Origin of the sequence: Tateyamaria pelophila, from assembly GCF_019966495.1 — a bacterium.
In the GTDB taxonomy this organism is placed as follows: domain Bacteria; phylum Pseudomonadota; class Alphaproteobacteria; order Rhodobacterales; family Rhodobacteraceae; genus Tateyamaria; species Tateyamaria pelophila.
Genome location: NZ_JAIMIA010000190.1, coordinates 1 through 5,880 on the forward strand (window position 1 = coordinate 1; position 5,880 = coordinate 5,880).

General features: G+C 57.2%; 2 protein-coding genes. Both read left to right on the forward strand.

Features of this window, described 5'->3' with window-relative positions; genetic code table 11:
- Nucleotides 1-158: 158 nt before the first annotated feature.
- Complete coding sequence (gene glgB / locus LC354_RS25895; RefSeq protein ID WP_223428846.1) at nucleotides 159-2,369, forward strand: 1,4-alpha-glucan branching protein GlgB; 2,211 nt, start codon at nucleotides 159-161, stop codon at nucleotides 2,367-2,369.
- Nucleotides 2,370-2,420: 51 nt separating this feature from the next.
- Nucleotides 2,421-4,814 carry a glucosylglycerol hydrolase gene (gene gghA, locus LC354_RS25900; RefSeq protein ID WP_223428847.1) on the forward strand — a complete coding sequence of 798 codons (2,394 nt, stop codon included), beginning with the start codon at nucleotides 2,421-2,423 and terminating at the stop codon, nucleotides 4,812-4,814.
- The last annotated feature ends 1,066 nt before the right edge of the window (nucleotides 4,815-5,880 follow it).

Sequence of the window (5,880 nt, forward strand, 5' to 3'; positions counted from 1 at the left end):
CGGACACATGACCGCAACCCGCGATGATCACGACGTCAAAAAAACCTTGCTAAACAGGAACCGTCCACACATGGCAATGCGATGCCGACAGCTCGCGGGGGCATAGCGTTAATCGGTCTTCCGGTTGAACTGTGGGTAATGAGCATTAGTGTTGGATTATGAAACATTCTGCTTACGGAACCCCGTCGCAACATACACACGCGGCATTCAGCCGCCTGATTGCGGGCGAGCACGACGATCCTTTTGGCATTCTTGGGCCCCACCCAAATGGCGATGGCAGTACAACCGTCGCAGTGTTTTTGCCCGAAGCAGCAACAGTGTTTGCGCTTCAGGGCAACACCGATAAGACGCAGCTTGAGCCCGTGCCGGATGCCACGGGTGTGTTCCAGGGCGTTATCGACGAGGCTGCGGGATACCGCCTTCACGCGATCATGGCAGATGGTAACGACTGGACCTTCGAGGACCCCTACAGATTTGGCCCCGTTATCGGTGAACTGGACGAGTATCTGATCGGCGAAGGCACCCATGCGCAGCTCTGGGATGTGCTTGGCGCGCATGTGCGCGAGCACGAGGGTGTCACTGGCACCCATTTTGCAGTCTGGGCGCCCAATGCACGTCGCGTTTCGGTGGTGGGTGGATTCAATAATTGGGACGGGCGCCGCCACCCCATGCGGCGCGCGGGTGCCTCGGGGATCTGGGAAATCTTCATCCCGGGCATCGGCGAGGGTGAAGCGTACAAGTACGAACTTCTGGGCGCGGACGGCACGCTGCAACCTCTCAAGGCCGATCCAGTAGGCTTCGGCTCGCAGCACCCGCCGGAGAACGCTTCAGTGGTGCGCGACATTCGTGGCTATGGGTGGAATGATGCGGCTTGGATGGCGAAAAGGCACGCGCAAAACGACCGCAATGCTCCGATTTGCATCTACGAGGTGCATCTGGGCTCGTGGCGGCGCAAAAACGACGGACGACCCTTGTCGTACCGCGAGGCTGCGGTCGAGTTGATTGATTATGTGGCCGAAATGGGGTTCACCCATATCGAGTTGATGCCTGTCAGCGAATATCCTTTCGACGGTTCATGGGGATATCAGCCAGTCGGCCTGTTCGCCCCGACGATCCGCCACGGGCCGCCGCACGAGTTCCGCAATCTGGTTGAGGCTGCACATAACAATCGAATTGGCGTGATCCTGGACTGGGTGCCCGGGCATTTCCCCACTGACCCCCACGGGCTCGGCCGGTTCGATGGCACGGCGCTTTACGAACACGCCGATCCGCGTGAAGGCTTTCATCAGGACTGGAACACTCTGATCTATAATTACGGGCGGGCCGAGGTGAAAAATTTCCTCGTGGCCAATGCACGGTATTGGCTGGATGAATATCATGTCGACGGCCTGCGGGTGGATGCCGTGGCCTCGATGCTGTACCGGGATTATTCGCGCAAGGCGGGCGAATGGGTGCCCAACAAGGATGGCGGTCGCGAGAATTACGAAGCCATCGACATGCTTCGCGAGGTGAATACGGCCACGTATGGCGCGCATCCCGGCATCATGACCGTCGCCGAGGAAAGCACCGCCTTTCCCGGGGTATCACGCCCGGTATCGCAGGGCGGCCTGGGCTTTGGGTTCAAGTGGAACATGGGCTGGATGAATGACACGATCGAATACATGAAAAAGGATCCCGTTCACCGCAAGCATCACCACCACAGGATGACCTTTGGTCTGACCTACGCGTTCTCAGAAAACTTCGTCCTGCCGATCAGCCATGATGAGGTTGTGCACGGCAAGGGTTCGATGTTGGGCAAGATGCCCGGTGGCGTCGATGATCGCTTTGCCAACCTGCGCGCTTACTATGCGTTCATGTGGGGCCACCCGGGCAAGAAACTGCTCTTCATGGGGCAGGAATTCGGTCAGGCCGGCGAATGGAACCACTCCGGAGAACTGGATTGGGCAGCACTGAAGGATGCGCGCCATGCAGGTCTGCAACGTTTGGTGCGTGATCTCAACACCATTTACCGCGGCGAACCCGGGCTGCACGAAAAGGATACGGAACCGGACGGCTTCCAATGGATCGAGGCCGACGCCGCCCAGACGTCTGTATATGCGTGGCTCCGGCGCGGGAGTCTCGATGCCCCCAACGTTGTTGTGGTCTGTAATTTCACGCCGGTCGAGCAGCCGGGCTACCGGATCGGACTCCCGATGCCCGGCACATGGCGCGAAGCGTTGAACACCGACGCCGAGATCTATGGCGGACAGGGGCGCGGCAACATGGGAGCGGTAGAAGCCCGGCCCGAGCCCCATAATGATCAGGCCGCCAGCGCAGAGATTTATCTCCCGCCACTGTCGGTGATCTTCCTCGTTCATGACCGGAGCTAAAGGCTCCCTGCGACCCCGCCACAAAAGACCAACCCGCCCGCATGAGGGGGGATGACGCATACCAGGAAAGCCGAATACATGTCACTCAAGGACACCATAAACTTCGTTGAAGAGGCCGCGCAGGCCGAAGCCGATGCAACGCGCGAGTCGCTGACGATTGCGAAAAGCAGCTTTGAGGCGCAGTGCGAGATTGCGCGCAGGCTTGGCGGGCGGGTGATCGGTGACGTGTCCAAGTTTGGCTTCTGGACGCCGGAACTACTCGACGCGCGGGTTCCGACCAGCGATATCTTCCTCGAAATCCTTCGCCCGATCGATGCCATCGATCTGACAAGGTCGCATCTGGACGTTCATTTTGAGCGTGCTTACGTGCCCGTCATTCGCGAGGATGCCTATTGCTTCACCGCCGTTGCCGGAATGTTGTCCGGAGCTCAGGATGCTGTGGGCGATTTCTATGCGCTGACCTGGCGTGACGCCGAAGACAAGTGGCACCGCATCCTCGATCCACTGGCCGCGTCACTGCCCTTTGGCGCGATGGCGCCTGCGGAACTGTACGATGTTGAGGCCATGCAGGCGCGACGCGGCGATCTGGAATATTTCAAAGCGTTGAAAAGCGCAGAACCGCACAAGTTCGGGCCGCCTACCAGTATTCTTCAAATTCATGTCCCGACCGCGACCGCTGGCGGGACGCTGGCAAGCCTGACGCGGCACTATCAGCGCCTTGCCGAACGCATCGCCCGTGACTTGCCACTCGAACCTGCCGACCAGGTGTTCCTCGGCTATGACGCGGTGCAACTCTTGCCCGTGGAACCGACGACCGTATACGAGGCCGGTCCGGACTTCTGGGAGGAAAGTGACGCTACAAATGACCAGGTGTCAGTGTCTCTCCTGCGTCCGGACACAACGAACTGGGGCTATGATGTCGTGATCTCGGGAATGGCCGCCGTGAACCCCGTTTTGCTTGAATCGGGCCGTCCGGATGAACTGGTCGAGCTGGCCGCGACCCTGCATAATTTCCCATCCGGGCCAAAAAAGCTGATCTTTGACATCGTGTTCGGGCACTCGGACAATCAAGGCCGCAAGGCCCTGAATGGCCACTACTTTGCAGGACCCAACATGTACGGGCAAAACCTCGACTACCAGAACGCATCAGTGCGCGCGATCCTTCTGGAACTGCAACGACGAAAAGTGAATTTCGGCGCGGACGGTGTGCGTGTCGACGGCGCCCAGGACTTCAAGTGGTGGGATGCCGCCGAGCAGGAACTGCGCCATGACGATGCCTATCTGCAATCGATGGCCGATATCGTTCAGGATGTCGCCGGAACCAAATACCGACCATGGTTCATCTTCGAGGATGGCCGACCATGGCCGGAAGAGGACTGGGAACTATCTTCATCATACCGCTCGGTGATTGAAAACCAACGCGATGACGACGTGTTCCAATGGGGCCCGCTGACCTTCGCGCACAACACGCCCTTTCTCTACACGTTCTGGCTGTCGAAATATTGGCGTATCCGCGAAATGACATCTGTAGGCGAAAACTGGATCTCGGGCACGTCAAACCACGACACCTTGCGCAGGGGAACGCAAGTCAGTCCCAAGCTCAATGTCAACACGCGGCTTGGGCGATCGCGGATGGAGATCCTCGACAAGGCCTATGACAACCCCGCAGTTCACGTGCTCACTTACGTGGCAATGCCCGGGGTACCAATGGACTTTCTCAACGCCATGGCGCGTGCGTCGTGGGGCTTTATCCGAAATCAGGATGACCAGTACGGCGTCAAGATTGTGGCCGAAGAGGCGATCAGCCTCAAATGGCAAGTGGATGAATACAGCTATTCGATACCGGCCAACTTCGCGCGCTTGAAGTCTCTTGGTTTCGAGACGCGAGAAGAACTCGCAAGGTTTTTCGAATTCCTTCCGGCATTGGTGGAGGTCACGGAATATGACCTCGAAGAAATAGCGAAGCTTTTGAACGCGTCGGAACCGGAAATGGCCGGTCCAGAATTCTCCGTCGGCACTCTCAAGCAAATCGCAAAGGCATGGATGGATGACATGCACGACTACTGCAACGTCTCCAATTCGCTGTCATCTCTGGAGGCCAATCAGGCTCATTTCTGTCTCCAGTTACGCAACTTCCGCCGTGCGCGACCATGGCTGCGGGAAAACTACCGTCCCGGGGATCAGTTCGGCTATCTGGAGCCGATCGACGGACGCACCGTGTTCACCTCGTTCCGGAACGGGCCGGATGGCGAGCAGGTGTTGACGGTCTCTCACATGGAAGGCAAGCCGACCAGAGAGTTCGATCCGCTGAACCTGCCGATTGAGGGGATTGAGGGCGACGGTTGGCGCATTGCCTTGCGAACACCCTCGATCGGGTCGGACTACGAGGGCGGACCAATCACGTTGAGGGACTCGATGTCGCTGGTCTATGTCCGCAAGAGTTGATGGCGCGGCCCCACAGCGCATTCTTTCGCAAATCGACTTCTTCAGCTTGTGGGCGACTCAGACCGATTCAATTCGCCGGCAAACTGAATGTTGGTAGAAAAGCCTCTGCTACTGGGAAATCAGGCGTCGTGTCGCGGCCAGACTTGTACAATCCCGACCCCCAAAAGCAACAAGTGCAAGATGCACTTGCCGTGCTTCGATGTCTGGCTTGAAGACTGCGGTCAGACGATGCCGGGGTCCGTCATGACGAATAAGCCGGCCATCAAGCTTAACAGCAAGACGCATGCCTGATGTCGGGATATTCTCCCGCTTCGACCAGCTCCCGGGCGAAGGCACAGGCCGTATCAGTGAAGCTGACAGAGTGCTTGAACGCTCATGTTACCTCCATTGGTGCTCCATCAGAGCACCAATGAGTGCACGATTTCGCAATGGGTGGTTGGTGATTGAGTACGCCGCACAATAAATTCAAGGCGCCGGTTCAACTGATATGCGATGGGACGGCATGACCAAATCCAGCCCGATTTCTCCTTACTATCGCCATCGTTTCTCACCAGACGACCGTGCTGCAGGGATCGGCCGCTCAAAGCATTCCGAGCGTTTTCTGTGACGTGAACGGCGATCGATGCCCCATGAATTCAACGATGCCCGTCTGGACAAGTTTGAAAGGTCACGGAATCAGGTGGCGAACCCATCTGACTGCAACGTGTCTTCTGAATTGACTGCGCGTGGGGCCAATCCGCCTCCAAATTGATCCCTCCAACACGGGCCGTCTGCAGAGCAGATGGACAACAACGCCACGTCGAAATGAGAAAAACCGCTACAAATTTTGCAAACACGATTATCTGACCAAAAACATATTCCAATATGTGCATTGGTTTGATCTAGATCAAAAACGCATTCTCATATTCATATATAATAAAGTATCCTCACGACTCTTTCGGTCTTTGTGAAGCAACATGTACCGCACGGAGTTGGCTGCAGGTTTTGTCTAGGCAGCACACCCATTAATTCTTGTTTGATTGCATAGTTTTGTGATTCAGTTTCGTTCAAACAACGGGCGGGAGGA

Excerpts from the sequence above, each read along its gene's own strand:
- gghA (WP_223428847.1), top strand. The coding sequence starts at position 2,421 with ATGACGCATACCAGGAAAGCCGAATACATGTCACTCAAGGACACCATA.
- glgB (WP_223428846.1), top strand. The coding sequence starts at position 159 with ATGAAACATTCTGCTTACGGAACCCCGTCGCAACATACACACGCGGCA.